Source organism: Streptomyces sp. JNUCC 64 (genome assembly GCF_054484115.1).
Genome location: NZ_CM137015.1, coordinates 5,184,516 through 5,210,904, shown reverse-complemented (window position 1 = coordinate 5,210,904; position 26,389 = coordinate 5,184,516). Strand labels below are relative to the sequence as shown.

Annotated in this window: 21 protein-coding genes and 4 pseudogenes; 9 read left to right on the top strand and 16 right to left on the bottom strand. The window is 74.2% G+C overall.

The window, feature by feature from the left end; genetic code table 11:
- Positions 1-31: 31 nt before the first annotated feature.
- Positions 32-301 (top strand): annotated as a pseudogene (locus ACVWNX_RS21755) (transposase); the annotation flags it as partial.
- A gap of 80 nt (positions 302-381) precedes the next feature.
- Here ACVWNX_RS21755 and ACVWNX_RS21750 read toward each other — a convergent pair.
- Positions 382-1,400, bottom strand: a pseudogene (locus ACVWNX_RS21750) (IS5 family transposase).
- 441 nt (positions 1,401-1,841) lie between these two features.
- Here ACVWNX_RS21750 and ACVWNX_RS21745 point away from each other — a divergent pair.
- A complete protein-coding gene (locus tag ACVWNX_RS21745) occupies positions 1,842-3,308 on the top strand; it encodes an LCP family protein (protein ID WP_454409191.1) in 1,467 nt (488 codons plus the stop codon).
- A gap of 779 nt (positions 3,309-4,087) precedes the next feature.
- Here the strand turns inward: ACVWNX_RS21745 and ACVWNX_RS21740 are convergent.
- Positions 4,088-5,422: an LCP family protein gene (locus tag ACVWNX_RS21740; RefSeq protein WP_454409190.1), complete on the bottom strand. Its 1,335-nt coding sequence runs from the start codon at positions 5,420-5,422 to the stop codon at positions 4,088-4,090.
- Between the two features lie 449 nt (positions 5,423-5,871).
- Here ACVWNX_RS21740 and ACVWNX_RS21735 point away from each other — a divergent pair, with 449 nt between their 5' ends.
- Together ACVWNX_RS21735 and ACVWNX_RS21730 are read left to right on the top strand one after the other, a co-directional pair.
- Positions 5,872-6,396, top strand: a complete 525-nt coding sequence (locus ACVWNX_RS21735; protein ID WP_454414877.1) for an acyl-CoA thioesterase — start codon at positions 5,872-5,874, stop codon at positions 6,394-6,396.
- Between the two features lie 196 nt (positions 6,397-6,592).
- The gene (locus tag ACVWNX_RS21730) at positions 6,593-6,970 is read left to right on the top strand and encodes a VOC family protein (protein WP_454409188.1); all 378 of its coding nucleotides are present in this window, start codon (positions 6,593-6,595) and stop codon (positions 6,968-6,970) included.
- On the opposite strand, the gene ACVWNX_RS21725 is transcribed toward ACVWNX_RS21730, so the two are convergent.
- The 5 genes from ACVWNX_RS21725 to ACVWNX_RS21705 form a co-directional block, all read right to left on the bottom strand.
- Positions 6,962-7,507, bottom strand: a complete 546-nt coding sequence (locus tag ACVWNX_RS21725; protein ID WP_454409186.1) for a hypothetical protein — start codon at positions 7,505-7,507, stop codon at positions 6,962-6,964. The two genes, ACVWNX_RS21730 and ACVWNX_RS21725, sit on opposite strands and share 9 nt — an antisense overlap.
- 75 nt (positions 7,508-7,582) lie before the next feature.
- Entirely contained in the window at positions 7,583-7,705 is a 123-nt protein-coding gene (locus ACVWNX_RS21720) for a hypothetical protein (protein ID WP_454409185.1), read from the bottom strand.
- A gap of 199 nt (positions 7,706-7,904) precedes the next feature.
- On the bottom strand, positions 7,905-8,747 hold the full coding sequence (locus tag ACVWNX_RS21715; protein ID WP_454409183.1) for a helix-turn-helix domain-containing protein: 843 nt from the start codon (positions 8,745-8,747) through the stop codon (positions 7,905-7,907).
- Positions 8,744-9,286 (bottom strand): DUF6879 family protein, encoded by a 543-nt coding sequence (locus ACVWNX_RS21710; RefSeq protein WP_454409181.1) that lies wholly within the window; start codon positions 9,284-9,286, stop codon positions 8,744-8,746. The genes ACVWNX_RS21715 and ACVWNX_RS21710 overlap by 4 nt, the downstream gene beginning before the upstream one ends.
- Positions 9,283-9,486, bottom strand: a complete 204-nt coding sequence (locus tag ACVWNX_RS21705; protein ID WP_454409179.1) for a hypothetical protein — start codon at positions 9,484-9,486, stop codon at positions 9,283-9,285. The genes ACVWNX_RS21710 and ACVWNX_RS21705 overlap by 4 nt, the downstream gene beginning before the upstream one ends.
- Positions 9,487-9,809: 323 nt before the next feature.
- Here ACVWNX_RS21705 and ACVWNX_RS21700 point away from each other — a divergent pair, with 323 nt between their 5' ends.
- Positions 9,810-10,358: a DUF5753 domain-containing protein gene (locus tag ACVWNX_RS21700; protein WP_454409178.1), complete on the top strand. Its 549-nt coding sequence runs from the start codon at positions 9,810-9,812 to the stop codon at positions 10,356-10,358.
- Between the two features lie 97 nt (positions 10,359-10,455).
- Here the strand turns inward: ACVWNX_RS21700 and ACVWNX_RS21695 are convergent, their stop codons facing one another.
- The 5 genes from ACVWNX_RS21695 to ACVWNX_RS21675 form a co-directional block, all read right to left on the bottom strand.
- Positions 10,456-11,445, bottom strand: coding sequence for a malate dehydrogenase (locus tag ACVWNX_RS21695; protein WP_454409176.1), 990 nt, complete (start codon positions 11,443-11,445; stop codon positions 10,456-10,458).
- A gap of 571 nt (positions 11,446-12,016) precedes the next feature.
- Complete coding sequence (locus ACVWNX_RS21690; protein ID WP_454409175.1) at positions 12,017-13,153, bottom strand: XRE family transcriptional regulator; 1,137 nt, start codon at positions 13,151-13,153, stop codon at positions 12,017-12,019.
- 360 nt (positions 13,154-13,513) lie between these two features.
- Positions 13,514-14,794, bottom strand: coding sequence for an NADP-dependent isocitrate dehydrogenase (locus ACVWNX_RS21685; RefSeq protein ID WP_454409173.1), 1,281 nt, complete (start codon positions 14,792-14,794; stop codon positions 13,514-13,516).
- Between the two features lie 220 nt (positions 14,795-15,014).
- Positions 15,015-15,683: a DUF3017 domain-containing protein gene (locus ACVWNX_RS21680; RefSeq protein WP_454409171.1), complete on the bottom strand. Its 669-nt coding sequence runs from the start codon at positions 15,681-15,683 to the stop codon at positions 15,015-15,017.
- A complete protein-coding gene (locus tag ACVWNX_RS21675) occupies positions 15,673-16,536 on the bottom strand; it encodes a bifunctional methylenetetrahydrofolate dehydrogenase/methenyltetrahydrofolate cyclohydrolase (RefSeq protein WP_454409169.1) in 864 nt (287 codons plus the stop codon). The genes ACVWNX_RS21680 and ACVWNX_RS21675 overlap by 11 nt, the downstream gene beginning before the upstream one ends.
- A 512-nt stretch (positions 16,537-17,048) precedes the next feature.
- Between ACVWNX_RS21675 and ACVWNX_RS21670 the strand changes: the two genes are divergently transcribed.
- The gene (locus ACVWNX_RS21670) at positions 17,049-17,726 is read left to right on the top strand and encodes a hypothetical protein (RefSeq protein ID WP_454409167.1); all 678 of its coding nucleotides are present in this window, start codon (positions 17,049-17,051) and stop codon (positions 17,724-17,726) included.
- Positions 17,727-17,909: 183 nt separating this feature from the next.
- Here the strand turns inward: ACVWNX_RS21670 and purH are convergent, their stop codons facing one another.
- Entirely contained in the window at positions 17,910-19,490 is a 1,581-nt protein-coding gene (gene purH / locus ACVWNX_RS21665; RefSeq protein WP_454409166.1) for a bifunctional phosphoribosylaminoimidazolecarboxamide formyltransferase/IMP cyclohydrolase, read from the bottom strand.
- On the bottom strand, positions 19,487-20,104 hold the full coding sequence (gene purN / locus ACVWNX_RS21660; protein ID WP_454409165.1) for a phosphoribosylglycinamide formyltransferase: 618 nt from the start codon (positions 20,102-20,104) through the stop codon (positions 19,487-19,489). The genes purH and purN overlap by 4 nt, the downstream gene beginning before the upstream one ends.
- A 444-nt stretch (positions 20,105-20,548) precedes the next feature.
- Between purN and ACVWNX_RS21655 the strand changes: the two genes are divergently transcribed.
- Positions 20,549-21,478: a hypothetical protein gene (locus tag ACVWNX_RS21655; protein WP_454409164.1), complete on the top strand. Its 930-nt coding sequence runs from the start codon at positions 20,549-20,551 to the stop codon at positions 21,476-21,478.
- 95 nt (positions 21,479-21,573) lie between these two features.
- Here ACVWNX_RS21655 and ACVWNX_RS21650 read toward each other — a convergent pair whose 3' ends face one another.
- On the bottom strand, positions 21,574-23,481 hold the full coding sequence (locus tag ACVWNX_RS21650; protein ID WP_454414876.1) for a cell division protein PerM: 1,908 nt from the start codon (positions 23,479-23,481) through the stop codon (positions 21,574-21,576).
- A 63-nt stretch (positions 23,482-23,544) separates the two neighbouring features.
- On the opposite strand from ACVWNX_RS21650, the pseudogene ACVWNX_RS21645 reads away from it, so the two are divergent.
- Positions 23,545-23,793, top strand: a pseudogene (locus tag ACVWNX_RS21645) (helix-turn-helix transcriptional regulator); the annotation flags it as partial.
- A gap of 849 nt (positions 23,794-24,642) precedes the next feature.
- Positions 24,643-25,398, top strand: a pseudogene (locus ACVWNX_RS21640) (sigma factor-like helix-turn-helix DNA-binding protein); the annotation flags it as partial.
- A gap of 92 nt (positions 25,399-25,490) precedes the next feature.
- Here ACVWNX_RS21640 and sucD read toward each other — a convergent pair.
- On the bottom strand, positions 25,491-26,372 hold the full coding sequence (sucD, locus tag ACVWNX_RS21635; protein WP_454409162.1) for a succinate--CoA ligase subunit alpha: 882 nt from the start codon (positions 26,370-26,372) through the stop codon (positions 25,491-25,493).
- Positions 26,373-26,389 lie beyond the last annotated feature (17 nt).

The window sequence follows — 26,389 nt, the reverse complement described above, 5'->3', positions numbered from 1 at the left end:
GGACCCTATAGTCAGTCGGATAATCGCCTTCGTGGCAGGTCGAGGTGAGTTGACGGACGCGGCGCGGGAGCGGATGGAGCCCTTGTTGCCGCGGCTGGACGGGCGTGGTCGGCCGTGGCGGGATCACCGGCAGGTGGCCAATGGTGTGTTGTGGCGTTTGCGGACCGGGGCGCCGTGGCGTGACCTGCCGGAGCGGTATGGGCCGTGGCAGACCGTCTATGGGCGGTTCGCCCGCTGGGAGGCGGACGGCACGTGGGCCAGGCCGCTGGAGCACGTGCAGGTCCGTGATGACGTGGTGGGCCGGGGGCTAATCCTCTGGCTCCGCGAACCAGCCAGGTGATCATTTGCCAGACAGGCCCTAGGAGCTGTTTGAGGTTCGGATCATGTGGTTGGGGTGAGGTGTTTGAGCCACATGATCGATCCTCTGAGGTGGAGTCCCGCTTCGTAGCTTTCCGGGGATTTGTCGTAGCGGGTGGCGAGTCCGCGCCAGGTTTTGATCTTCTGGAAGCAGCGTTCAACGGTGTTGCGCTGGCGATACCGGTCCGGGTCGAAAGCGACGGGCCGACCACCAGCGGAGCCCTTCCTCTTCCGGTTGGCGGCTTGGTCGTTCCTCTCCGGAATGACCGCTGTGATACTGCGTCCTCGCAGGTAGGCGCGGTTGGCCTTGGAGGAGTACGCCTTGTCGGCGGCCACCGCGCCGGGCCGGGTCCGCGGGCGGCCGACCGGGCTGGCGACCCGGATCGCGCCGAGCACCGCCGAGAACTGCGGGCTGTCCGCGGCCTGGCCCGGGGTCAGGACGAAGGCAAGCGGCAGCCCACAAGCGTCGACCGCGATATGGATCTTGCTGCTCAGCCCGCCTCTGGACCGGCCGACCCGGGCTGCCTTCGCCCGGACCCTGGAGCGGTGCCGTGCCACAGCACGGTCCTGCTGCGTCCCGTCCTCCCTGCCCGCACCCGGTGCGGCCTGCGATGGATGACCCGCAGGACCGGTCCCTGCTCCGGCAGCGGGACCCCCTTTTCCTCGGTCAGGGCCTGTTCGAGAGCGTCCAGGGTCTCCCCGGCGACCGCCAGCCCGGCCGATTCGTGATGGGCCCGCACGATGGTGGAGTCCACACTGACCAGTTCCAGCCCGACCCGTCCACGTGCCGCCGCCTCGGCGATCAGAGCCTCCATCAGCGCCTGGAACACCCCGGCTTTCGCCCAGGCACTGAACCGCGAATACACAGTCGACCAGGGCCCGTACCGCTCCGGCACATCACGCCAGCCAGTACCGGCGCGGAACCGCCACAGCACCCCGTTGAACTGATCCCGCACCCGCCGGGGCAACGGACCGGTCGCCGCTACCGGCAGATGCCCCTCGATCAACGCCCACTCGGCATCCGTCACATCAAAACGCGCCACACGCGAGTTCTACCAGCCCCACCCGGCACACCACCAAGCCTTGAAAAGATCCGAACTCCAAACAGCCCCTAGGCGGGGTGCGCGGGGGCGGCGTCCGGGGACGGATGCGAGGACTGATGCGAGGGCTGATGCGAGGGCGGCGCCCGGGAGCGGGCGCGCGGGCAGGATCACGGGCGCGGTGTCCGGGACCCACGGGGCGTCGCCCGGACCGTCGTTCCGCGTCGGGACGGGCGCCCGGCGCGGCCGCCGGGAAGGGCGTTCCGGGGCGGGCGCGGTGTTCCCCGTCCTCCGGATTACCGCGAACGGGGGACACCGTCGCGCGCCGTACGGCCCGGTGGCTGGGCAGCATTTCCTATGGACGTACCGTCGCCTTGGCCGCACGGCCCCGGCCCGACGGTCACGTCCACCGAACCGCGCCCGTACCGCAGAGGTGTCGTCCCCGTGCCGCAGCCACCCCGCCGTCCCGTCCGCCCCGCGCCCAGGGGCCGGGGGCCCACCGCCGGGGCCGCGCCCGGGGTCCGGCGGCGGCGCCGCTGGGCGCGCCGGACGGTCACCGCGCTGTCGTTGACGCTGCTGGCGACGGCGGGCGTCGGGCACGCGCTGATGACGGGGATCGACTCGGAGATCCAGCGGGTGGACGCGTTCAAGGACATGAAGAACCGGCCACGCGCCGGGCACGGCACCAACTTCCTGCTGGTCGGCACCGACGGCCGGGACCGGATCACCCCGGCGGAGAAGGAGAAGTACCGGCTGGGCGGCGCCCCCTGCCACTGCACGGACACCATCATGATCGTGCACCTGTCGGCGGACCTGGACCGGGCGAGCGTGGTGAGCCTGCCCCGTGACTCGTACGCGGAGATGCCCGAGCACACCGACCGGACCAGCGGGAAGCGGCACGCGGCGCACCCGGTCCGGCTGAACGCCGCGTACGCGGAGGGCGGTCCGCAGCTGACCGTGCGCACGGTCGAGCACATCACGGGCGTGAAGATCGACCACTATCTGGAGGTCGACTTCATCAGCTTCATGCGGACGGTGGACGTGGTCGGCGGGGTCCGGATCTGCGCCGCCAAGCCGCTGAAGGACTCCGGGACCGGGCTGGACCTGGCGGCCGGTCCGCACGAGCTGAACGGCGGCCAGGCCCTCCAGTACGTCCGCTCCCGGCACATCGACGGCGCCGCCGACCTGGGGCGGATGCGGCGTCAGCAGACGTTCGTGGCCGCGCTGATCGCCAAGGCGACCTCCTCGGGGGTGCTGCTGAACCCGGTGCGGTTCCGGGACCTGGCGCGGGCCTCGCTGGGGTCGCTGCGCGCGTCGGAGCACTTCGGCACCGACGAGATGCTGACGCTGGGGCGGGCCATGCGGGGCTTCTCCCCCTCGTCGTCGGAGTTCACCACGGTGCCGATCGGGGACGTCTCGTACCCGGTGAAGGGCATCGGTTCCACGGTGAAGTGGGACGGGGCCAAGGCGGAGCGGCTGTTCGAGGCGCTGCGCGAGGACCGACCGCTCGCGGTGCGCAAGAAGAAGCGGAAGGCGAAGCGGGTGGAGGTGGCCCCGGAGCTGATCCGCGTCCAGGTCGAGAACGGCACCGCCCGGGCGGGGCTCGGCACCGAGGCGGACGCGGCGCTGCGCGGCACCGGCTTCCGCACCACGGGCCTCGCGGTGGACGCGGCGGACCGCTCCGTCGCGCGCACGGTGATCCACCACGATCCGCGCTGGGACCGATCCGCGCGGTCGCTGGCGACGGCGCTGCCGGGGGCCCTGCTGCGGGCCGAGCCGGGGCGCGGACCGGTGATGCGGGTGGTGGTCGGCGGCGACTACCGGGGGGTGACCCGGGTGCGGGCCGTGGACCCGGCGGACGCCGGGGAGTTCGGCGCGCTGTCCGGCGACGAGGTGACCTGCGGCGGCTGAACGCTCTTCCCTCCGGGGCGGGGTGAGCGGCCGATCCGGGCGGGACCCGGACGGGACGGGGTGCGCGGCCGGTCCGGGCCGGGGGCGCACGGGGCGGGGTGAGCGGCCGATCCGGGCCGGAGGCGGACGGGACGGGCGGCGGGGTACGGGCGGGTTCGGTTCGGCTGGTCGCGCGGTTCGCCGCGTCGTTGCGGGGGCGCTGGGTGGGGCCTCCCGGAGGTCCGGCGGTCGGCTTTCCGCCGGGGGAGGTCGCTCGCGCAGTTCCCCGCGCCCCTTACGGGGCCCGTTGCGAGACCTGTTCCCCGGTCGGGACGACGTACTCCGCCGGGGTGTGCCCCCGCAGGGGCGCGGGGAACTGCGCGACCGGCCCACCACCGGCTCGCGGCCGAAGGAGGAGAGGCGGGAGCGGGGGCGCGTGGAGCGGGCTTCGGACATGGGGTGGACGGCCGTCGGCCGTCGGGCGTGGGGCGGCCATCGGGGACGGGCACGGGGCGGGCGTCGGCGGGGACGGTGCCGGGCGTCAGCGTCGGCGTCGGGGACGGTGCCGGGCGTCGGCGTCGGCGTCGGCGTCGGCGTCGGCGTCGGGGACGGTGCCGGGACGCCGCGAGGGCGGACACCCGTCGTGGGTGTCCGCCCTCGTTCCGTCCGTCCCGTGCGGATGCGTCGTGCGGACGGCCGTGCGCGCGGCCGTCCCCGGTGGCGTGCGAGGGGGGCTGGCCTCGGCCGCGGCGGTGCGCCGGGGACGCCCAGGACCTGCGCGTGGCCGTCGGCCGGGTGGGTCAGTCGCCCTTGACGGTGATCGCGTCGCCGTTGTTCATCTGCTCCACCAGGGTCTTGATCTTGGCCTGGTCCCAGACCAGGTTGCTCCCCCGGTTCCCGGCGAGCGGGATGTTCATGGAGACGCCGTCGCCGCTGGTGACGCCCTTCATGCCCCAGAACATCTCGCCGAGGTCGAACAGGCCCATGTCCTCGTCCACGATGAGGGTGTCGAGGCCCGCGCCCATCGTCGGGTAGAGCTTGAAGGGGTTGAGGACCGTGGAGGGCGTCGCCGTCTGGCTGGCCAGCGCGGAGAGGAACTTCTGCTGGTTCTTGGTCCGGTCGAGGTCGCTGCGGCCGAAGGCGTAGCGGGTGCGGACGAAGGCGAGGGCCTCCTGGCCGTCCAGGGTCTGCTTGCCCGCCTGGAAGTCGGCGCCGGAGCGCTTGTCCTTGAAGCCCTTGTCCAGGGTCATCTCCACGCCGCCGACCGCGTCCACGATCTTGGCGAAGCCGCCGAAGCCGATCTCCGCGTAGTGGTCGATGCGCAGCCCGGTGTTGTGCTCGACGGTGCGGACGAGCAGTTCGGGGCCGTCCTCCGCGTAGGCGGCGTTCAGCTTGACCCGGCGGCCGGTCCCCTCGTACCGCTTGCCGGAGTCGGAGCCGACGAAGGTGGGGATCTCGACGTCGGAGTCGCGGGGCAGCGAGATCATCGCGTTCCCGCTGTCGCCGACGTGCAGGATCATCATGGAGTCGGTGCGCTTGCCCTTGGCGGAGCCGGTGTGGAGGTCCTTCTTCTCCTGGTCGGACATGCCCTCGCGGCTGTCGGAGCCGACGATCAGGTAGTTGGTGCCGTCGCCGTCCCGGGGCCGCTCGATGACCTTGGAGAGGTCGACCTCGCGGTTGAGCTTGGAGTCGGCCCAGAAGTAGGTGCCGACGGAGACCACGAGCAGGACGACGGCCAGGGTGAGCGCGCCGAGCTTGATCCGCCGCTTCCAGTCGGGGGCGGGACGGGGACCGCCGCCGGGGTGCTGGCCGCCGCCGCCCCGGCCGCCCCGGCCCCCGCCGCCCTGGGCGGCGCCGTAGACCTGGCCGGTGTTGTAGCCGCTGTCGTAGCCCTGCGGACCGCCGGGACCACCGGGGCCGCCCTGGCCGCCGCCCTGGCCGTCGTGACCGTAGCCGTGCTGCTGGGGCACGCCCCGGGGCGGTGCGGACGGACGCGGGGGGCCGCCCTGGCCGCCCTGACCGCGCTGGACGTGCCGCATCACTCGGGCGCTCTCGGGCCGCTCGTTCGCGCTGCCGCGGCCGTATCCTTCACCGTCGCGGCTCCGGCCGCTCCGCCCCTCGGGCCAGTCGTTCATGGACTCAAGTGTGCAGGCTCACAGCGGGGCTCTGACAGGGCGGACGAAAACTCGGGGCGGCCCTGTTGCAGAGCTGATGCATTCCGCACTGTTCGTGGTCATTCGGCGGCGCTCATGGACGTCCGGCGGGTGGTGGAGGTCACGGACGCCTCCCCCGGTCCACTGGCGCGCTGTGCGCGCTTCCCCAGGCCGCGCGCGCCCTTTCGAGGGGGCGCGCACACCGAATACGAGCGCCCGGCGCACGCCATACAGTGGAGAACATGACCGCACGACCCCCCGCCACGGAGCCCGGCGACCCCGGCACTCCCGGCGCTCCCGGCGCTCCCGGCACTCAAGCCGCTTCCGGTACCCCCGGCGCTTCGGACAACCCCGGTGACCCCGGCAACCCCGGTGCTTCCGGTGCCCGCACCGAAGTCCCCGGCGCCCCTGACACCCCCGGCGCCCCGGGCATCCCGGGCATCCCGGGCAAGCCCACTTCGGCCTCCCGGACGACGCTCAGCCACATCATGACCCACAACGACACCAACCTCCTGGGGACGGTGCACGGCGGTGTGATCATGAAACTGGTCGACGACGCGGCGGGAGCGGTCGCCGGACGCCACTCCGGCGGGCCCGCGGTGACGGCCTCCATGGACGAGATGGTGTTCCTGGAGCCGGTCAGGGTCGGGGACCTCGTCCATGTGAAGGCCCAGGTCAACTGGACCGGCCGGACCTCCATGGAGGTCGGCGTCCGGGTGCTGGCCGAGCGCTGGAACGAGTCGACGCCCGCCACCCAGGTCGGCTCCGCGTATCTGGTGTTCACGGCGGTCGACGGCGACGGCAAGCCCCGGATCGTCCCGCCCGTCGCACCGGAGACCGAGCGGGACCGCCGCCGCTACCAGGAGGCCCAGATCCGCCGCACCCACCGGCTGGCCCGCCGCGCGGCCATCCGCGAGCTGCGGGCCAACCGGATCGCCGAGGGCATCGTCGACTGAGCGGACCGGGCGGGCGGCGGCCGGGCGGGCACACGGGCGGACGCCCGGACGGACGGCCTGGCCGACGGCGCCCGGGCGGGCGGACGGCAGGCGGGGGACGGGTGCCGGGCACGCGGGCGCCGGGCGGCGGGCGCCGGGCGCCCGGCGCCGGGAAAACCCGTGGGGCGGAGCCCGGGTGCGGACCTAGGGTGCCCGCATGACTTCTCTGGTACGACACGTGACCCTCGACTGCGCCGACCCGTACGCCCTGGCCTCCTTCTGGGCCCAGGTGCTGGACGGACGGCTCGCGGACGACGACAACCCCGGCGACCCCGAGGCCCAAGTGCACTCCGCGAGCGTGGGGCTGCTGTTCATCCGCGTTCCCGACGGCAAGACGGTCAAGAACCGCGTCCACCTCGACCTCCAGCCCCAGGACCGCGGACGCGACGCGGAGGTCGACCGGCTGGTCGCCCTCGGCGCCACCCTGGTCGGCGATCTGCGCCGCCCGGACGGCACGGGCTGGGTCACCCTCGCCGACCCGGAGGGCAACGAGTTCTGCGTGGAGCGGAGCGCGGCGGAACGCGGATCAGCCTGATCCGGACGGCCCGGGCTCCGGGGACGGCCGGTCGCCGGGCCGGGGCCGTTCCGGTGGCCCGGGCTCCGGAGACCGTCCGACGGTGGGCAGGGGCCGTTCCGGGGACCGTCCGACGGCGGGCACCGGGCAGCGGAACTCCGGGCGGGTGCGGTGCGGCGAGCAGGCGACCAGGCTCACCGACAGGAACCGCCGGCCGCTGAGCCACCAGCCCCCGACCACGTCGTCCCCGGCGGCCAGCCGCTCCCGGGCGGCGCCCAGCCGGGCCGGGGCCGCCACCCGTTCCCACTCGGAGGCGAACTCCTCCAGGTGCGCGGCGAGTTGACCGGCGTACCACTCCAGCGCGGGACGGGCCTCGTCCCAGGTCCCGCTGACCCAGGAGGCGGGCTTCAGCAGCCAGTGGGCCACCTCCAGGGGCGGCAGCGGACTGTCCCGGAAGCCGGGGTGGACGTCCCTGCGGAGGCCGTCCCGATGGAGTTCGAAGCCGCTGCCCAGCCAGGTGTAGCCGTGGTGGTGAGGACGGCGGGGGTGTCGGTCCACGCGAGGTCTCGTCTCTCGTCGGGGTGCCCGGGGAGACGGGGGTGTCACCCGCGCCTCCCCGGCCCTGCGGATCGGTCAGCGACGACCGCAGCCGTCACCGTCGCCGCAACCACCGCCGTCGTTGCCGCCCTTGCCGTCGTCGTCCTCCGGATCGGCCTTGACCGGGACGGCCTTGACCGGGACGGGCGTCTGCCGCATGGTGACCTCCAGCGCGCGTACGCGACGCGGGGCGGTTCCCCGCGCCGCCTTGCGGGTGCGACCCCGTGTCCGGCCGGAGTTCCTTGGCGGGTGCGTCGGCCGGGCGCGGGGACGATTCGGACCCTAGGGAGCGCGGCCGGGACCTCGCCGACGGATTGAGCGCGATTGCCCGGACCGTTCGGGGCGTGAGGCCGATTGCTCACCCGGGCCCCAGCGGCCCCCTCGCCCGTGCGATCAGGCGCTGGGCCTGCGGTCCGTGCACCGCTGCCTCCACGAGCCAGTCCCACGCCTTCTCGTACACGCGGATGGTCTCGGCGTCGTCCAGCCAGAGTTCGGCGGCGATCGTCTCCACCACGACCACCCTCCGGTCGTAGATCCAGAAGCCGTGGGAGGGCGCGCGTCTCAAGGTGGCGGCCATCGGGATGATCCCGAGCGTCACGGTGTCGAGCCCGATCACGCTGACCAGCCTGTCCAGCTGACCGGCCATCACTTCGGGCGGGCAGATGCGCGAGTAGAGCGCTCCTTCCCACAGAAGGAAGTGGAACGTCCGGCCCGGCTCGTAGAGGGCCTGCTGCCGACGGAGCCTGGCGCGGACGGCGTCCTCGGTGTCCCTGGGCGTTTCCCTGAACTCCGCGGCCACGCTGAAGACGTTGTGCGCGTAGTCAGCGGTCTGGAGCAGCCCGGGAACGCGGACCACCTCCATGGCACGGAGGGTCCGGGTGGCCTCGGTCTCCAGGAGCCCCAGCTCCTGACGGGGGCGGTGCCCGCCGCCCAGTTGCCGCCGCCACGAACGGTAACGCGTCTCCAGGCCCTTGAGCTGCGCCGTCAGCTCGTCCGCGACTTCGGGGCGGCCGACGGCCCGGGCCCACGCGGTGAGGTCGGCGGGGGACGGCGTCTGTTTGCCGTTCTCCAGTCTGCTGACCTTCGAGCGTTGCCAGCCGAGCCGCTCGGCCACTCCCTTGCCGTCGAACCCCGCCTCGGTGCGCAGCTCCCGGAGCCGCGCACCGAGAACGGTCCTCGCTCTCTGATAATCAGTGCTCACGCACCGGAAGGTATCCGGCGGGAGAACTCCTCGGTGCGGATCGCGTGGTGCCAGGCCGCCTCCCGGATCTGGCATGCGCGGAGCACCCGCTGTGGGTCCTCGGTGACCTGGACGCCGAGGGTGGTGTCCTCGTCGTCGAAGTGGAACCGCGCCAGGACACGCGAGTCGAACAGCCAGAAGTCCGACTCGGGGAGCCCGAGTCTGACGGCCTCCCCTCGGCGCATGTTCCGGATGTCCTCCCCAGCTCGCACGTTGCTGAGGCCGCTGACCAGCAGGAACCTCTGCCCGTCGGTCGGTGGATCGTCCACGAGCCGGACCCGTTCGACGCGTTTGCCCTCGCTCACCCGGGTCCGGACGTTGCGACGCCACGGATTGTCCGGGTCGTTCGTGATGTCCTCACCGTCCCGCCAGCGGCGCCATCGGGAACCGGCACGGTCGGAGGCGTAGCCCTTGCGCGTTTCCAGCCTCCACGCGGAGTGTTCGAACTCCTCGAAGAGGTGGGAAACCGAGGCGAAGGGAACCAGCTCTCCCCACGTCATTCCTTCGGGCCGAACTTGACCAGCAGATCCCTCGGGACGATGACCAAGGTCTCGGACTCCTTGACGTCCCGCAACTGGGCGAGGTGCTCGGCGTTCCGCAGGGCATCCCCTTGGACGACGATCTCCCCCGTCTCCACCACTTCGTACAGCGTGGGGCAATCGCCGTCGTCCGAGGTCGTGCCAAGGAACCTGAGTGTCATCGCGCTTCCTCTCTCAGTGACCGGAGACCAGAGTGCGGCAGATCCCCCACCGGGTCCGCTCGATTGCGCGTGATTGCGGACGCGGACGCGGTTGCGCGGTGCGCTTGCTCGTTCCGGGCCGCGCCCTGCCCGTGGACGGCGACGGCTCGTCGGGGGAACGGCCCGCTTCCAGAACGGGTCATCGAACGGGCGGCCCCCAGCGCACCCGTCGAACGCCCGGGGTTCGCGGACCGATGTCTCCGGGGCAGGCTCTTCCCATGACAGCCTCCGCGACTCCCGCCCAGACGCCTTGGTCCACGGTTCTGCGAGACGGAACCGGCCCCGTGCAAGACGATGTCCTCCAACTGGTGCGACGTACCAGGGACTCCCGGCACTACTGCGCCGAAATGGTCTGGGGAGACCTCCAGACACCCGACTACGCCCGTGCCGTGTTGCGGCGGGTCGTGGAGTTCCTTGAGGTTCCCGACGACGTCGAGTCCGGAGTGGCGGCGCGCACCGCACGAGCCGCGCTCATCGGGCGGGACGGGCGGACCTATCACACCCTCCTCGGCGAGCAGGCTCTCCGCCGACGGTTCGGAGGCGTGGAGGTGATGCGAGGGCAGTTGACTCATCTCCTGGACGCCACCGCTTGGGACGGACTCCGGCTGGGAGTCATCCCCGCGCGTGCCGAGCTGGCCTCGCTTCCCGAGCACAGTTTCCACGTCTACGACGGAACGCGTGTCTCGGTGGAGACCGTCGCCTCGGAGCTGGACATCACCGACCCCGCTGAAATCGCCGTCTACGAGAAGGCGTTCGCGTGGCTCCAGCGGTCGGCCGTCTACGGCGATGACGCGCGGCGGCTGATCCGGGCGGAGCTGGACGCCCTGGGCTGAGCGGGCGCGCCGGGAGGACGAACGCCGCCGCCCCCGGACGGAGGGTCCGGGGGCGGCGGGGTGGTGCGCCGGGGTGGGCGTCAGACGGGGCCGGGGCTCAGATGAGGCCCAGGGCGCGGACCGCCTCGCGCTCCTCGGCCAGCTCCTTGACCGAGGCGTCGATGCGGGCGCGGGAGAACTCGTTGATCTCCAGGCCCTGGACGATCTCGTAGACGCCGTCCTTCGCGGTGACCGGGAAGGAGGAGATGAGGCCCTCGGGGACGCCGTAGGAGCCGTCCGACGGGATGCCCATGGAGGTCCAGTCGCCGTCGGCGGTGCCGTTGACCCAGGTGTGGACGTGGTCGATGGCGGCGTTCGCGGCGGAGGCGGCGGACGAGGCGCCACGGGCCTCGATGATCGCGGCGCCGCGCTTGGCGACGGTCGGGATGAAGGTGTCGGCCAGCCACTGCTCGTCGCCCACGACCTCGGCGGCGTTCTTGCCGTCGACGGTGGCGTGGAAGATGTCCGGGTACTGGGTCGCCGAGTGGTTGCCCCAGATGGTCAGCCGCTTGATGTCCGCGACCGTGGAACCGGTCTTCTTGGCGAGCTGGGTCAGCGCGCGGTTGTGGTCGAGGCGGGTCATCGCGGTGAAGCGCTCGGCCGGTACGTCCGGGGCGGCGGCCTGGGCGATCAGGGCGTTGGTGTTGGCCGGGTTGCCCACGACGAGGACCTTGATGTCGTCGGCCGCATGGTCGTTGATGGCCTTGCCCTGCGGCTTGAAGATGCCGCCGTTGGCCTCCAGCAGGTCACCGCGCTCCATGCCCTTGGTGCGGGGGCGGGCGCCGACCAGCAGCGCGACGTTGGCGCCGTCGAAGGCGACGTTGGGGTCGTCGCTGATGTCGATGCCCTGGAGCAGCGGGAAGGCGCAGTCGTCGAGCTCCATCGCGGTGCCCTCGGCGGCCTTGAGCGCCGGGGTGATCTCCAGGAGTCGCAGCCGGACCGGCACGTCCGCGCCGAGGAGCTGGCCGGAGGCGATACGGAAGAGCAGGGCGTAACCGATCTGGCCGGCCGCGCCGGTGACGGTGACGTTCACGGGAGTGCGGGTCATGGCGTTCTCCGTATGACAGCTGGCGGTGGGGCGTCCCTGCCCCGGATGCGGGACCCCGCGCGAGCGCCCGCGTGATCGATCAGTCGTCCAGATGATCGATCTCTTGGCGTCAAGAGAGATCCAGCGGTCAGGCTATCGCGCCCCGGGCGTCCCGGATGGGCCGGGCCGTGTGGCCCGGCCCACAGCCGTGGCGGGGGTGGCCGGTTCCTTGTCGTGAGGGGGTGTCGGCGCGTGGACGGCACCCCCGACGGCGTCACTGACGGCACCCCGACGGCACGTGGGCGACGCGGGGGCGGCACCCCGACGGCACGTGGGCGACGCGGGGGCGGCGCCCCGACGGCACGTGGGCGGCGGTGGCGGACGCGGGGCCGGGGAGACGGGAACGCGCGGCCCCCGGTCCGCAGCCCGACGGCACGAAGCGGCAGCGGAACGGCGGGGGGCGGGCCGGGGTGACGGCCGGGCGGCGGGAGGGCGGGCCGGAGCGGCGGAGAGGCGGCGGCGAGGCGGTGGAAACGGTGCCGTGCGGACGGTCCGGGCCGCCCGGACCGTCAGTCGGCGCGGCCCTTCACCGTCAGTCGGTGCAGCCCTTCGTGGTCCGGACGAGGGCGCACGCCTTGGCGTCGGTCGCGCCCTTGACCGCCACCATCGCGGTGTACGCGTCGGTGTCCGGCGAGGCGCCCACCAGGCTGCTCTGCTTCTTGGCGCCGGGCGCCGATATCTCGATGCTGTCGCCGCCCGCGGCCTGGGTGATCCGGGCCCAGGCCGCCTCGCAGGTCTTGCTGTAGCGGACCTCGACGGTGGACGCGCCGACCCGGATCGTGGTCGCGGTGCGGGCGTACTCGCCGCCGCAGCCCATGCGCTCCGGGTCCTTGCCGGTGCACGCCTTGCCGCTGCACTCGACCCCGGCCGGGAGCGGCTTGCGGCTCTCCGACGGGGAGGGGGACGGGGCGGCGGACGCCTCGTCGTCGCCGCCGAAGCCGCCGGTGAGGTAGAAGGCACCGGCGAGGAGGACGACCGCGCCGACGGCCCCGGCGAGGAACATCGTGGTGCGGCGGCGGGCCGCCGCACGGCCGCCGGGGCGTCCGGCGGGGTGCTGCGGGACGCCGTTGCCCGGGGGGCCGGACGGCGGGACGGGACCGCCCGCGCGGTGCCGGGCGGCGGGCCCGTTGGGCACGGCCCCGCCGAGGGGGCCCTGGTAGCGGACGCTCTGGAAGGTGACGTCGGCGCCCGGGGCGGCGGGCTCGCCGGGGGCCGGGGGGCGAGTGCCCCGGGCCGCGTGGGCGCCGCCCCGGGGACCGGGCACCGTGGGACGGCCCGGGCCCTGGCCGCCCGCGGCCTTGCGGGCGGCGGCCCGGCCCGTGGGGCCGTCGGTCTCGCCGAGGGCGGCGCGCGCCTGGGAGATCCGGATGGCCTCCATCGTCATGTCGTGGCGCATCTCGGAGCGGCTCCACGCGCGCTCGGCCAGTTCCCACAGCGTGGTCAGATGGACGGGGTTGGTGCCGGTGACCTCCGCGAGCGCCACGATGGCGCCCTTGGGGGCGAGCAGCCGTCCGTTCAGATAGCGCTCCCAGGACGTCTTGCTGTAGCCCGTGCGGTCCGCGAGGGCGGCGATGCCGAGCCCACTGCGGTCGACCAGCCCTCGGAGCTGCCCCGTGAACTCCTTGACCTGCGGGTCGAGCTCTTCCGGCAGATCCTTCCAACGAGGCATCGTGTCCCCCCTATCCCCCGAACGTACGTGGTACGCCGTCCGCATCACTACTGGTGCGCGTGAGCCCGCGAGCCCGTGCCCCATCCCGGGCCGGTTACCGACAGGGATGCCTTGGGCAAGGGTGTCAGTTCCCCAGCCGGGGGCGCACGGAAGCGTCCGGACTTTCCGGTTCACGCCGTTGCGCGCCGGAAGTCCACTGCTCGCGCGCCAGTCTCCCACCGTCGGGGGGGTCGGCGATACGGAACCTCGTGTTCGGTTTCGTCCGTCACGCTACCGTGCCGCGCCCCGCCCGTGGGCCCCGGCCGGGACGGCGGGCCACCGGGCGGGGGGCGCCCGGCGGCCGGTCCGGCCCGGGCTTCCTCAGTCGGACGACGCCCCGGACGAGGGCTCGGACGACGGCTCGGACAGCCCGGACGGGGACCCGGACGACGTCATCGCCGCGCGGAGTCCGGTGTCGAGGGCGTCCAGGAACTCCTCCGTGGTCAGCCACGGGGCGTCCGGGCCGATGAGCAGCGCGAGGTCCTTGGTCATCCGGCCGCTCTCGACGGTCTCGACGCAGACCCGCTCCAGGGTGCGGGCGAAGGCGACGACCTCGGGGGTGCCGTCCAGCCCGCCCCGGTGGACGAGGCCACGGGTCCAGGCGAAGACCGAGGCGATCGGGTTGGTGGAGGTCGGCTCGCCCCGCTGGTGGCGGCGGTAGTGGCGGGTCACCGTGCCGTGCGCGGCCTCGGTCTCCACGGTCCGGCCGTCGGAGGACATCAGCACCGAGGTCATCAGCCCGAGCGAGCCGAAGCCCTGGGCGACGAGGTCGGACTGCACGTCGCCGTCGTAGTTCTTGCACGCCCAGACGTAGCCGCCCTCCCACTTCAGGGCGGAGGCGACCATGTCGTCGATCAACCGGTGCTCGTAGGTGAGCCCGGCCTTCTCGAAGTCCTCGCTGAACTCGGCGTCGAAGACCTCCTGGAAGAGGTCCTTGAAGCGGCCGTCGTACGCCTTGAGGATCGTGTTCTTCGTGGACATGTAGACCGGGTAGTCCCGGGCCAGGCCGTAGCGGAAGGACGCGCGGGCGAAGTCGCGGACGGCGTCGTCCTGGTTGTACATGGCGAGCGCGACGCCGGGGCCGGGGTAGTGGTGCACCTCGTGCTCGATCGGCTCGGAGCCGTCGTCGGGCCGGAAGGTGACCGTCAGCGTGCCGGGGCCGGGCACCGTGAAGTCCGTCGCGCGGTACTGGTCGCCGAAGGCGTGGCGGCCGACGACGATCGGCTTGGTCCAGCCCGGGACCGGCCGGGGCACGTTGTCCAGGATGATCGGCTCGCGGAAGACGACCCCGCCGAGGATGTTGCGGATGGTGCCGTTGGGCGAGCGGTACGTCCGCTTCAGCCCGAACTCCTCGACCCGTTCCTGGTCGGGGTTGATCGTGGCGCACTTGACGCCGACCCCGTGCTCCCGGATCGCGTGGGCGGCCTCGACCGTCACCCGGTCGTCCGTGGCGTCGCGGTGCCGGACGCCCAGGTCGAAGTACTTCAGCTCGACGTCCAGGTACGGAAGGATCAGCTTGTCCTTGATGAGCCGCCAGATGACCCGGGTCATCTCGTCCCCGTCGAGCTCGACGACGGGATTGGCTACCTTGATCTTGGCCATGAGGCGGAACACCCCTCTCGCGCTTCGACCGGCCGGAGCGGGCACGGCCGCGCGAGGGCGCGCGGCGGCGCACGAGCGCACCGTTCAGTCGCTAAGTATCTCGTCGTCAAGATAGTCGAGGGGTGGACGGCGGTACAGACCTCGACCGCACCCCGTACGAACGGATGCGGTCGGATACGAACAGACGCGAACGGACGCGAACAGGCGCGGGACGGCCCCGCTACGGACTGACGGTGTAGTGGAGCACGTCGTCGAGGAACGGGACCACCAGCCGCGGCCTGGGCTGGATCATCAGCGACAGCAGGACGATGGCCCCGCCGAGCACCCCGTAGGTGATCAGGTCCGTGAAGCGGGAGCGGACCGCCAGCATCCCCACCGAGGGCAGCGCCCAGCGCAGCAGCGCGGCACCGAGCAGCGCGCACCCGACCAGGAGCGTCCCGGCCCGGACCACGTCGAGACCGGTGAGCAGCAGTCCGACGCCCGCCGTGCCGAGCACGACCAGCACCGGCCACTGACGGGCCGGGGCGGGGGCGCCGCCGGAGGCCGCCCGGCCGCCGCCCTCGGGGCGGGCGGTGTCCCGGGTGAAGGAGAAGCGGCGGTTGCGGACCTTGGTCACGGTGCGGCCGGGCAGCGGGTCCGGGCCCTGGGCCTGCGCCTGCGCCTGTACCCGCTTCTGGTCCCGAACGTCGTCCTGGCCCTCGCCTTGGCTCCGGTCCCGGTCCTGGCCATCGCCTTGGCTCTGGCCCTGGCTCTGGCCCTGGCCCTGGCCTGCGGAGGGCTCCGTCACGGGGGCGTCGCCGGGGGTCCCGGCGGGGCGGACGGGGCCGGTGGGCCCGGCGGGACCGTCGCCCGCCGGGTTCCCGGTGGCGCGGGGGGCGTCAGCCGACACCGTTCGCGTTCCGTTCGGCCGCCTCGACGACGTTGACGAGCAGCTGGGCGCGGGTCATCGGGCCGACGCCGCCCGGGTTCGGGGAGAGCCACCCCGCGACCTCGGCCACTCCGGGGTGCACATCGCCCACGATCTTGCCGTTCTCGTCCCGGGAGACCCCGACGTCCAGGACGGCGGCGCCCGGCTTCACGTCCTCCGGCTTGATCAGGTGCGGTACGCCCGCCGCGGCCACCACGATGTCGGCGCGGCGCAGATGGGCGGAGAGGTCGCGGGTGCCGGTGTGGCACTGGGTCACGGTGGCGTTCTCGGAGCGGCGGGTCAGCAGCAGCGGCATCGGGCGCCCGATGGTGACGCCCCGGCCCACCACCACGACCTCGGCGCCGTTGATCTCGACCCCGTGCTGGCGCAGCAGCCGGACGATGCCGTACGGGGTGCAGGGCAGCGGGCCCGGCTCGTTGAGGACCAGCCGCCCCAGGTTCGTCGGGTGGAGTCCGTCGGCGTCCTTCGCCGGGTCCATCAGCTCCAGGACGCGGTTCTCGTCGATGCCCCGGGGCAGCGGGAGCTGGACGATGTAACCGGTGCACGCCGGGTCCTCGTTCAGCTCGCGGACGACCGCCTCGACCTCCTCCTGGGTGGCGGTGGCGGGCAGTTCGCGCTGGATGGAGGCGATGCCGACCTGGGCGCAGTCGCGGTGCTTGCCCGCCACGTACTTCTGGCTGCCCGGGTCGTCGCCGACCAGGACGGTGCCGAGCCCGGGCGTCACGCCCCGCTCCTTGAGGGCCGCCACGCGGACGGCCAGTTCGGACTTGATCGCTGCTGCGGTGGCCTTGCCATCGAGAATCTGGGCGGTCATGGGCCCATCTTCGCGGATGGCACGCGCCCGGTTCCAATCCGGTCCGGTGGACCCCGGCCGTCCCGCCGGGCCCGTCCCGCCCGGTCCGTCCCGTTCCGGCCGCCGGGGGGGCGTCGGCGGGCCGGTTCCGGTCGGCGGCGGACCGGCGCGAGGACGGCGGATGGGCGGCGGGTGGCCGACGGGTGGTCGGCACGCGGCCGGGACGCGCGACCGGCGCGCGGTGGGGACGCGGTGGGGCGGGTGACCGGCGCGCGATCAGTGCTCGATGGGTACTCGTTCGGTGCTGGGACGGTGTCCGATCGCCCGGCGGTCGAATGTCACCGAACAGTGACCGGTGTTGCGCTTGCACAACAGTCGTCCGGTCCGGACTGGACAAATAAGGAGCGGCTAAACAAGCATGGGGCCCACAGTGCCGCGGGCAGTGTCGGGGGGTACGGCCGCATCTGTGAAGAGTTCCTTCCTCCGGGCCGATCCGCGTCGTCCCCAGCACTACGTACGGAGGAAGACCCGCCATGAGTTTCGGCGACCCGAACAACCCCTACGGGCAGCAGCCCCAGCAGCCCCAGGGCCAGCCCGGCTACGGACAGCCGCCGCAGCCCCCGCAGGGCCAGCCCGGCTACGGCTACCCGCAGCAGTCCGGGCAGCAGCCCGCCTACCCGCAGCAGCCGGCACAGCCCGCCTACGGCCAGCCCCAGCCCGGTCAGCCCGGCTACGGCTACCCGGCCGCCCCGCCGGTGTACCCGGGTGGCGCCGGGATGCCGATGACGATGCCCGGTCTGATGACGACGGCACGGGTGCTCCTGTTCATCCTCTCCGCGCTCCAGATCCTGATCGGTCTCCTGGTCGGCGTCGCGGTGGGCGCCGCGCAGGACCTCTCCAACGGCGTCGGCACCGGCGACGAGACCGACGGACTGGCCGGGCTGGGCTACGTGTTCGCCGCGCTGATCCTCGCCCTGGGCGCCCTCTCCATCTTCCTGGGCGTCAAGTTCTCCAAGGGCGGCTCCGGCATACGCATCACGACCATCGTGTACGCGGCGCTGATGATCCTCGGCAGCCTCGGCAACATCGTGAACGGCGGGGGCGGCGCCGCCACCTTCGGCGGCGTCATCTCGCTGGTGATGGCGGGCATCATCCTGGCCGCCATGGTGAACAGCCAGGCGTCCGCCTGGTTCAACCGGCCGCGCTACTGAGCGGCTGACGGCACGACGGCGGAGGGCCGGTCACCCCGTGGGGTGACCGGCCCTCCGCCGTCGCCGGTCCGGCGCGCGTCGGCCGTGAGCCGCAGGCCGTCCGGCGCGGTGCGGCCGTCGGACGTCCAGCGCCCGTCGGCCGTCACCGTGCGGACGCCCGTCGGGCGTCCGCCGCGGCGCGCGTCAGTGGAAGAAGTGCCGGGTGCCCGTGAGGTACATCGTCACGCCCGCCTTCTTCGCGGCCTCGACGACCTGCTCGTCGCGGACCGAGCCGCCGGGCTGGACCACGGCCCGGATCCCGGCGTCCAGCAGGATCTCCAGCCCGTCCGGGAAGGGGAAGAACGCGTCCGAGGCCGCGAACGCGCCCCGGGCCCGCTCGGCGCCCGCGCGCTCCACCGCGAGCTTCGCGGAGTCCACCCGGTTGACCTGGCCCATGCCCACGCCGACGGAGGCCCCGTCCTTGGCGAGCAGGATCGCGTTGGACTTGACGGCCCGGCAGGCCCGCCAGGCGAACGCCAGCTCGTCCAGCTCGCCCGGGGACAGCGGGTCGCCGGTGGCGAGGGTCCAGGAGGACGGGTGGTCGCCGTCGGCCTGGAGCCGGTCGGCGACCTGGAGGAGACGGCCGCCGTCGATCTGCCGGACCTCGACGGGCGCGGCCGGGCCCTGGTGGGCACGGAGCACCCGGATGTTCTTCTTGCGGGTCAGCACCTCCAGGGCGCCGTCCTCGTACTCGGGGGCGACGATGACCTCGGTGAAGACCTCGGCGACCTGCTTCGCCATCTCCTCCGTCACCGGCCGGTTGACGGCGATGACCCCGCCGAACGCGGAGAGCGGGTCGCAGGCGTGCGCCTTGCGGTGCGCCTCGGCGACGTTGGCGCCGATCGCGATGCCGCACGGGTTGGCGTGCTTGATGATCGCCACGCACGGCTCGTCGTGGTCGTACGCGGCCCGGCGCGCGGCGTCGGTGTCGGCGTAGTTGTTGTACGACATCTCCTTGCCGTGCAGCTGCTCGGCGTCCGCGAGGCCGCCGGTGCCGTCGGCGTAGAGCGCGGCGGGCTGGTGCGGGTTCTCGCCGTAGCGCAGGCTGCTGCGGCGCTCGAAGGTGGCGCCCAGGAAGTCGGGGAACTCCGAGTCGTCGACGGGCGCGTAGGAGGAGGCGAACCAGGAGGCGACGGCCACGTCGTAGGCGGCGGTGTGCTGGAACGCCTCGGCGGCCAGCCGCTTGCGGGCGGTCAGGTCGAAGCCGCCGCCGCGCACCGCGGCGAGCACGTCGGCGTACCGGTCGGGGCTGGTGACCACCGCGACGGAGGGGTGGTTCTTGGCGGCGGCGCGGACCATGGACGGCCCGCCGATGTCGATCTGCTCCACGCACTCGTCGGGCGAGGCGCCGGACGCCACGGTCTCCCGGAACGGGTAGAGGTTGACGACGACCAGCTGGAACGGCTCGACGCCCAGCTCCGCGAGCTGCGCGCGGTGGGCGTCGAGGCGGAGGTCGGCGAGGATCCCGGCGTGCACCCGGGGGTGCAGGGTCTTGACCCGGCCGTCCAGGCACTCGGGGAAGCCGGTCAGGTCCTCGACCTTGGTGACCGGGACCCCGGCGGCGGCGATCCGCGCGGCGGTGGAGCCGGTGGAGACCAGCTCGACGCCCCCCTCGTGCAGCCCGCGCGCGAGGTCCTCCAGTCCGGTCTTGTCGTAGACGCTGATCAGCGCCCGGCGGATCGCCACCTGCGCCCCCTCGGGGCTCTGGGTACCTTCGGCGGTCACGGGATAACTACCTTTCGTCCCTCGATCGAGTAACCGTCGCGGGCCAGCCGCCCGACGACCTCGACGAGCAGCTTGCGTTCGACTTCCTTGATGCGCTCGTGGAGCGCGGTCTCGTCGTCCTCGTCCCGGATCTCGACCACGCCCTGGGCGATGACCGGGCCGGTGTCGACGCCGTCGTCGACGAAGTGGACGGTGCACCCGGTGACCTTGGCGCCGTACGCGAGGGCGTCGCGCACGCCGTGGGCCCCGGGGAAACTGGGCAGCAGGGCGGGGTGCGTGTTGACGAACCGGCCGCCGAACCGGGCGAGGAACTCCTTGCCCACGATCTTCATGAACCCGGCCGAGACCACGAGGTCCGGCGCGTGTTCGGCGGTGGCCTCGGCGAGCGCCCGGTCCCACGCCTCACGGGTGGGGTAGTCGCGGACCTGCCGCACGAAGGTGGGGATCCCGGCGCGTTCGGCGCGTTCCAGCCCGGCGACGCCGGGGCGGTCGGCGCCGACGGCGACGACCTCGGCGCCGTAGCGCCCGGGGCCCTCGGCGGCGATGGCGTCGAGGAGGGCCTGGAGGTTCGTTCCTGATCCGGAGACCAGCACGACGAGGCGCTTGGCGGCCACGGGTGGGGGCCCTTTCTCGCGGGGGCTTCTTCGATGGTCCGGCTTCGATGGTCCGGCGCGTACGAGCCGGACGGTCCGCCGTCGTCCGTCCCGCCCCGCGCACGGCGTCCTGGACGTTCGTACGAAGGCGCGGCGTCCTCGGATACGGGGAACCCTACGAAGCGGCCGACCGGCAGCAACGATACCGGCAAGGGCGGTGTGACCCGGGGGACGGGGGGCTGCGGCAGGAACACGGGGGACGGGCCGTTCGTTGAGCGGGGACCGGGCCCGGGCGGCGCGGCGGCGCGCTCCGGATCGGGGGCCGTACGGTCGCGCGCTCCCACGGGGCCCGTACCATCACTGGGGTCCACAGCGGTCACGCCGATCCCGGCCGGGCCGTCCAGCCGGATCGGCGCGGACCGCGCGAGATCCACCGCGTTCCACCGAGGGGAAGTCGCACACCTGATGCCGGATCCGAGCCTCCGACTCCTGCCGCAGCACCCCTGGCCCGCGCCCGGGTCCACCCACGGCGTCGTCCTGCTGCGCGACCGCGGCCAGACCGGGCCCCAGGGCGCCTCCGCCCCGCACGACGGGACGGAATCCGGCGGCTCCCGGGGCTCCGACGGTTCCCAGGGCACCTCCGGGACCCCCGACGCGCGGGGCTCCGGCGGCGACCGGGACAACCCCTTCGCACCGCCGCCCGAGGGCACCCCCGACCAGCCCTGGCGGCCCCGTCCGCAGGAGGGCAAGGACGGAGGCGGGGACGACGACGGCGACCGGCGGAGCCCGTGGGGCGGCCAGTGGAGCGACCGGCAGCCCGGCCGCTCCGGCGGACGCTTCGGGGACCGCCCGGGTCAGCAGCAGGGCGGGGACGGCGGCGGCCCCCCGGCCGGAATGCGCTGGGACCCCACCGACCCCGCCCAGCGGCGGGCTCGGTACTCGCTGCTCACCGGTATGTGGGCGTTCTTCTTCGCCCTGTTCAGCTGGCCGTACGTGGCGCTGATGCTCGGCGCGCTGGCCGTGTACTGGGGCGTCAGCGCGGTGCGCGGCGGGCCGTCGCGCGGCCGGGACGGGTCCGGCGCGGCCTCGGGTTCCGGCGCGGGCTCCGGCTCGGGATCGGGCTCCGGGGGGTCCTCGGGCGGGACGGGTGCCCGGGCGGGGTCCGGCGGGGCCGGGTCCGGCGGGGTCACCGTGCGGTCGCTCAGCACCGCGGCGATCAGCGGACTGGTCACCGGCGGCCTGGCGCTGGCGATGGTCGCGGCGACGTTCACCGCCCAGCTGGTGTACCGGGACTACTTCGTGTGCGTCCGGGACGCGCTGACCGTTCCGCAGAAGGAGTCCTGCGAGAAGCTGCTGCCGGAGAGCCTGCGGCCGCTGCTCAGCACGAAGGACTGAACGGCCGCCGGGAGACCCGGCGGAACGGAACACGGCGGTGGCGCGGTCGGGAGACCGCGCCACCGCCGTTCCCGTTTCCCCAGGGTTGTCCGGGGTCATCCACCCGGCGCGGGGGCCGGTCGTCGCCGGAACCGGAGCAGGGCCAGGACGGCGGCCGTCGGAGCGGTCCACACCACGGCGGCCGGGGCCAGCTGCCACCAGAGGGGCCCCACCCGGGCGAGGGCCCCCGTGCCGAGCGCCCCGCCCGCCAGCACGGCGAGCACCCCGAGCACCGCCCCGCACCACACCGCGCCCTCCAGCGCCCGCAGCGCGCCGCGACGGCGCCCGCCGCCGGTCCGGGTCGCGGACCACGCCACGGCCGCCCCCGCCGCCAGCGGCACCACGAGCACCGTCCAGCGCGCCCATCCGGCGGCGTCCCCCGGCGCGGGCACCGCCGCGAGCAGCGGGAACGGCGGCAGCGGTCCGTCCGCCCCGGCCGTGAAGGGGGCGACCGGCCACGGCGAGCCGAACGCGAAGCCGGTGCCCAGCGCGTACCCGGCGGCCCACACCGCCGCGTTCGGCACCAGGGTCACGGCCAGCAGCGCCACGGTGAGCTGGCCCGAACCGGCCTGGGTGAGCGCCGGGAACGCGGCGCGGGCCTCGTCCCCGTGCCACAGCAGCGAGGCCCCGGTGAGCGCCGCGCCGCCGCCGGTCAGCACCAGCGCGCCGACCGTTCCGTGGAGCGCCCCGGCGCGGACGCGGGCGCGGAGCGCGGCGCCCCGGGGGTCGCCGCGCAGCAGCGGGACCCGGACGGCCCAGGCCGGGTGGGGCGGGGGCCAGACGCGGCGGGGGCGCCCGTACCCGGAGCGGATGCCCGCCGCCGCCGCGAGCCCCGCCAGGACGGGGACCCAGACGCCCGCGCTGAGCCAGTCGGGGCGCAGTTCGCCGCCGTGCGCGTAGCAGGCCGCGAGCAGGGCGATCGTCAGATAGCCGCCGACCAGCCCCGCCCAGACCACCGGGACGGCACCGGGCCGGGCCGCGTCCCGGGCGGCGCGGTGCACCAGCCACACGGGCAGGACGGTCAGCAGCAGCGGGGTGACGCCGACCGGGGTGGCCGCCCCGGTGAGGGTGTCGGTGCGGACCAGGTCGGCGCCGTGGGCGAGCAGCCACAGGGCGGCGGCCGTGTGCAGGGCGCCGTCCGGCCCGTCGTCCGGGTACGGGGAGATGATCCACGCCCCGAGGGAGAGCAGGGTGAAGGCGCTGAGGCCGAGGACGGCGGCCATCGCCCCGGCGGCCAGACACGCGCCGAAGGCGGGGGCGCCCTCCCGCAGGGGTGCGTAGGGCGGCGAGGGGAGGGGGGCGGCGTCCGGCCCGGTGGGGCGGGGTCCGGTGAGGCGGCCGGGGCGGGGCCCGTGGGGCGGGTCGGGACGGGGTTCCCCTGGCGGGGCGGGACGGGGGTCACCGGTCCGGGCGGGGAGGGAATCGGCAGGCCGGGCGGGGCGGGAATCGCCGGGCGGGGTGGCGGGGTGGGGTTCCCCGGTCCGGGGGGCAGGGTGGGGTTCCCCGGTTCGGGCGGCGGGACGCCGGGTGCCGAGCCGGACGGTCCGTCGGTCGCCCTTGCCGCTCTTGCCGCCGCCCTTGCCGCCGTTGTTGTCCCGGCTGGCGCCCTGGCCGCTGTCGCCTTTGGCGCCCTTGCTCTCGCGGCCGCCGTGGAAGCCGTGCCCGGCGGTGGTGGGTGTGGGCGCGGCCGGTGGCCGGGAAGCGGGGGTGGAGGCGGACGCAGGTGCGGGCGCGGAGGCAGGTGCGGGCGCGGACGCAGGTGCGGGCGCGGACGCAGGTGCGGGCGCGGACGCAGGTGCGGGCGCGGACGCAGGTGCGGAGGCTGGCGGAGAAGCGGAGGCGGGGACGGAAGCGGAGGCGGCGGGGACGGGGGCGGACGAGGCGGGGGCGGAGCTGGAGGTGGCCGGGTCGGCGGGTGGGGTCGGAGAGGCGGGGGTGGTCGCGCCGGGCGGGGTGGGGGGCATCCGGGTCACGCGCGCCATGCTCCCAACGACACGCGCTTTCTTCGCGTAACGGGCGATTACCGGATGTGTCGCCCAAAATACTTTTATGTTCTTTTCCGCTCGGCAGTACGGCTCCTGTCCGGCCCCGGCGTCCACGGGGGCGGACCGCCCGGGGGGCGGGAGCCCGTGGTGAAACGCTCCCCCGCCCCGCTGCCGTCCCCGAAGGAACGCCGACGGCTGCGCGAGGCGAAGGCCCTCACCCAGGAACAGGTGGCCGCCCGGGTGGGCGTCACCCGGGAGACCGTACGGTCCTGGGAGACCGGCCGCACCGATCCGCGCGGCCGCAAACGGGAGGCGTACGCGGCGCTCCTCGTCGAACTCGCGGCCCTGCCCGACGCCGCGCCCTCCGTTCCTCCCGCGCCCCCGGTTCCCCTGGCTCCTCTGGTTCCCCCTGTCCCCACCGTTCCCCCTGGGCCTCCTGGGCCTCCTGGGCCTCCTGGGCCTCCTGGGCCTCCTGATCCCCTGGATCCCTTCGCTGCCCACGTCCCTCCGGTGCCCCCCGTTTCCCCCACTCCGCCCGGCGCGACCGTCCCCGGCGCCTCTTCCGTCCCACCCGCCGACCCGGCCGCCTCCAGCTCCGCGCCCGCCCCCGCCCCCGCCTCCGTCCCCGCCTCCGTTTCCCCACCCGCCTCCGCCCCCGCTTCTCCGCCCGCGCCCACCCCCCTCGCTCCTTCCGCTCCCCTCGCGCCCCTCGTTCCCTCCGCGCCTTCCGTGGCCGCCATGGCCGCCGTTCCCGCTTCCGGAGGCGTCCCCGAAGGCTCCGTGCCCGGGGCTCCCGGCGCGGACAGCGGTTCCGGCGGAGCCGGCGGTTCGGGGGCGGCGGGAACGGGAGCCGGGCCGGGTCCCGGCGCCCGGGCCGGGGCGCCGCACGTCCCGTCCCGGCCGCCCGGCGGTCACGGGCCCCGTCCCGGCCGGGCGCACCGGCATCCCACCGGTCCCCCGTCCGGGGGCCAGGTCCGCCACCGTCACGCACCGCCCGGAGGGCAGTCGACCGTGAACGCCACCGCCACCCCCCTGCCCCTCGTGTTCGGCCGCCGTCACGCGGCGGACGGCTCCGTCGTGACCGTGACGCACCCCACCGGGCTCACCCCCGCCGAGGCGTTCGACCGGCTGTACGGGTGCAGCGCCCCCGCGCTGGTGCGGCAGACGTATCTGCTCACCGGGCGGCGCGCGCTGGCGCGGGAGTCGGTGGAGCAGGCGTTCCACCAGGCGTGGCGGCGGTGGCCGGAGGTCGCGGTGGACCGGGACCCGGCGGGCTGGGTGCGGGCGGCGGCGTACGAGTACGCGGTGTCCCCCTGGCACCGGTTCCGGCGCGCGCACCGCCAGCCGGAGCCGCCCCCGGCGCACCCCGACGACCGCGCGCTGCTGGACGCGCTGCTGGAGCTGCCGCCGTCCTACCGGCGGACCCTGCTGCTGTACGACGGGGTGGGGCTGGACCTGCCGGAGACCGCCGCCGAGACCGAGGCCAGCACCCCGGCCACGGCGAGCCGGCTGACCCGGGCGCGGGACAGCGTGGCCCGGCGGCTGCCCGCGCTCACCGATCCGGACGCGCTGCGCCGGGGGCTGGAGAACCTGGCGCGCGGCGAGCCCCTGCAACCGCCCCGGGTGGCCACCGTCCGGGACGACTGCGAACGCGACACCCGGTTCTGGACCCGGACCGCCATCGCGTTCACCGTGCTGATCCTGGGCGCCACCGCGCTGACCCTGCGCACCGCGCCCACCGCCTACGAGCCGCCCGAGGCGCCGCCGGAGACCGTGCGGGGGGTGCCGCCGAGGATGGGTCCGGGGCCCCTCACCGAGGACCGGGCCGCCCTGCGCGCGCTGCTGCGCGAGGCCCCGGGGCGGGGCCCGTACCGGGTGCTCCCCGAGCTGCGCTGAGCCGCGCCCGGCGCCCGGGCCCGGATGTGCCGAAACGCCGGTGGGCCCGCACCCCGGAGAGGGTGCGGGCCCACCGGCGGTGGAGCGGGGAACTACTTGAGCAGCTCGCGCGCCAGGGCGGCCGTCTCGGTCGGGGTCTTGCCGACCTTGACGCCCGCGGCCTCCAGGGCCTCCTTCTTGGCCTGGGCCGTGCCGGAGGAGCCGGAGACGATGGCGCCGGCGTGGCCCATCGTCTTGCCCTCGGGCGCGGTGAAGCCCGCCACGTAGCCGACGACCGGCTTGGTGACGTTGGCCTTGATGAAGTCGGCCGCGCGCTCCTCGGCGTCCCCGCCGATCTCACCGATCATCACGATCAGCTCGGTCTCGGGGTCCTCCTGGAACGCGGCGAGCGCGTCGATGTGCGTGGTGCCGATGATCGGGTCGCCACCGATGCCCACCGCGGTGGTGAAGCCGATGTCCCGCAGCTCGTACATCATCTGGTACGTCAGCGTGCCGGACTTCGACACCAGGCCGATGCGGCCGGGCTTGGTGATGTCGCCGGGGATGATGCCGACGTTCGACTGGCCCGGGGTGATGATGCCGGGGCAGTTCGGGCCGATGATCCGGGTCTTGTTGCCCTTCTCGACCGCGTACGCCCAGAAGGCGGCCGAGTCGTGCACGGCGATGCCCTCGGTGATGACCACGGCGAGCGGGATCTCGGCGTCGATCGCCTCGACGACCGCGTCCTTGGTGAACTTCTCCGGGACGAAGATGACGGTGACGTCGGCGCCGGTCTTGTCGATGGCGTCCTGGACGGAGCCGAAGACGGGGATCTCGGTGCCGTCGAAGTCGACCGAGGTGCCCGCCTTGCGGGGGTTCACCCCGCCGACGATGTTGGTGCCGTCACCGAGCATGAGGCGGGTGTGCTTCAGGCCCGTCGCCCCGGTCATGCCCTGGACGATGACCTTGCTGTCCTTGGTGAGGAAGATAGCCATGGCTGTGAACCTCGTCC